This window comes from Mesorhizobium sp. M1A.F.Ca.IN.020.03.2.1, from assembly GCF_004023205.1.
Lineage (GTDB): Bacteria > Pseudomonadota > Alphaproteobacteria > Rhizobiales > Rhizobiaceae > Mesorhizobium.
The window spans coordinates 1-2,378 of record NZ_RZSV01000411.1 but is presented as its reverse complement, the minus strand read 5'-3'; the positions used below and the strand labels follow the sequence as shown (position 1 = coordinate 2,378).

Sequence of the window (2,378 nt, the reverse complement as noted above, 5' to 3'; positions counted from 1 at the left end):
CGGGTGCGGTCGCCAAGCGCCTCGGCCGTCACTTCGTCGGCATCGAGCGCGAGCAATCCTACATCGATGCCGCCAATGAGCGCATCGCCGCCGTGCGCCCGCTGGATGAGGCCGACCTCACCGTGCTGTCCGGCAAGCGCGCCGAGCCGCGCGTCGCCTTCATAAGCCTGATCGACACCGGCCTGGTGGCGCCGGGCGCCACACTTTACGACGCCAAGAAGCGCTGGGCGGCCAAGGTGCGCGCCGACGGCACGCTGGCCATCGGCGACAGCGCCGGCTCGATCCACAAGATCGGCGCCGAGGTGCAGGGTTTGGACGCCTGCAACGGCTGGACCTTCTGGCACTATGAGCGCAGCGGCGGCCTCACCCCGATCGACGAATTGCGCCGCATCGCCCGCCTCGGAATGGAGCGGGCAGGCGGCTGATCCGCTTGAATCGAAAGCTCAACCGATTGCCGCAAGTGATTCAGTTCAGGCCGCAATCCCGAGCCGTTCAAGATCCGCTTGAAGCGCCTTGGCATCGGTGAACAGCACCGCCTGCCAGCCGGCGGCCTTGGCGCCGTCGACATTCTTCTGGCTGTCGTCGATGAAGAGTGTGGCGGCCGGCTCCAGGTCGAAGGATGCGACGTGACGGTCGTAGATGGCCTGGTCCGGCTTGATCAGGCCGATCTCGCCCGAGACCGTGACGCCGCGCGGCCGATTGAGAAAGTCGAAGCGCCGGCGGGCTTCGGCGAACGTGTCGGCGGCGAAATTGGTCAGCATGGTCACATCGCGGCCCCTGTCGATAAGGCCGACCATGATGGCGACGCTGTCGTCATAGGCATGCGGCACCATCTCGTGCCAGCAGCGGCGGAAGTTGCGGATGTTCTCGGCGTGATCGGGGTGTTCGGAGATCAGCAGCGCCTCGGCGTCTTGCCAGGTGCGGCCGCGATCCTGCTCGATGTTCCAGGCGCTGGTGCAGACATTGTCGAAGAACCATTTCCGCTCCTCGGCATCCGGGATCAGCCGGCTGAACGGAAGGTCCGGATCGTAGTGGATCAGCACCTTGCCGATATCGAACACGATGTGGCGGATGTCAGTCATTGCGGTCCTTTCAACGCGGGCGCAGCGGGGCTTGCTTTTTGGTTGCGCCCGGTATCGCTGCCTCGATTACCTTTTTCATGACGGTGGGCAGCGCTTCCCCGGGAATTTCGTGGGCTAGCGACCAGAAATGCCCGTTGGGCGCATCACCCCTGATGTGGGCATGGAAGACGTCGAGTTCGAGCGCGAAATGGGTGAAGACATGGCCGATCCGCCCGGCGCGCCGCCAGTCGGCCGAAATGGGCGCTGCGTCCGCCGTCGTAGCGCCGTCGGCCCGCGCCGTCCACGCCGTGGTCGGCACCTCGGTCATGCCGCCGAGCAGCCCCTTGTCCGGCCGTTTGCGCAGCAGGATGGCGCCGTCATCGCGTTGAGCGACAAAGGCAGCACCGCGCCTGAGCGGCTTGTCGCCCTTGGGCAGGCGGACTGGAAAGCGCTCCGGATCGCCTGACAGGATCGCGCTGCAATCCTCGCGCAGCGGGCACAGCATGCAGCGCGGCCGCCGCGGCGTGCAGATCGTTGCGCCGAGATCCATCATCGCCTGGGCGAAATCGCCGGGCCTTGCACCTGGCACGAGCTTCTCGACCAGCGCTCGGATTTCCGGCTTGGCCTCGCTGAGCGGCGTCTCCACCGAATAGAGCCGCGAGATGACACGCTCGACATTGCCGTCGACGACGGCGGCAGGCCGGTCGAAGGCGATCGCCGCGATGGCGGCCGCCGTGTAGGCGCCGATGCCCGGCAATTCCTTCAATCCTGCCTCGGTGTCGGGAAAGCGGCCGCCCCGCTGCGCCACGAGATCGGCGCAGGCTTTGAGATTGCGTGCCCTCGAGTAATAGCCGAGCCCGGCCCAGGCCTTCATGACCTCCTCGGCCGGCGCTGCCGCCAGCGCCTCGACGGTCGGCCATTTCTCGACAAACGTCCGGAAATAGGCTTTCACCGCCTCGACCGTGGTCTGCTGCAGCATGACCTCGGAGAGCCAGACGCGATAAGGGTCGGGTTTTGTCCCACGCGAGAACGCACTCGGCGTCACGCGCCAGGGCAGGTTGCGGTGATGCGCGTCGTACCAGGCAAGCAGGCGGACGGCGATGCTGCTATCTCCGGATACGCACTTCTCGGCTGCGGCCTTGCGGGTCTGGTCTTGCGGTGCCATTGATCGGGCGAGTTAGGATCGGAGAACGCACATGGCAGGGAAAAGGCCCTTCGGCAATCCCGTTCCGGTGAGCGATCTCGCGACCGAGATCCTCGATCCTGTCCTGAAGAAGCGCGCCGGCATCTCGATCGGACTGGTGCAGTCCTGGGAAG

2 protein-coding genes and 2 pseudogenes are annotated in these 2,378 nt (G+C 66.0%); 2 read left to right on the top strand and 2 right to left on the bottom strand.

From position 1 onward, the window contains the following. Positions 1–425 (top strand): annotated as a pseudogene (locus EOA79_RS31440) (site-specific DNA-methyltransferase); the annotation flags it as partial. A 45-nt stretch (positions 426–470) separates the two neighbouring features. Here the strand turns inward: EOA79_RS31440 and EOA79_RS31435 are convergent. Further along, positions 471–1,082 carry an HAD family phosphatase gene (locus tag EOA79_RS31435; RefSeq protein ID WP_095823793.1) on the bottom strand — a complete coding sequence of 204 codons (612 nt, stop codon included), beginning with the start codon at positions 1,080–1,082 and terminating at the stop codon, positions 471–473. A 10-nt stretch (positions 1,083–1,092) separates the two neighbouring features. After that, a complete protein-coding gene (mutY, locus tag EOA79_RS31430; RefSeq protein ID WP_095823792.1) occupies positions 1,093–2,226 on the bottom strand; it encodes an A/G-specific adenine glycosylase in 1,134 nt (377 codons plus the stop codon). 31 nt (positions 2,227–2,257) lie between these two features. Between mutY and EOA79_RS33960 the strand changes: the two are divergent. Further along, a pseudogene (locus EOA79_RS33960) lies at positions 2,258–2,378 on the top strand (DUF721 domain-containing protein); the annotation flags it as partial.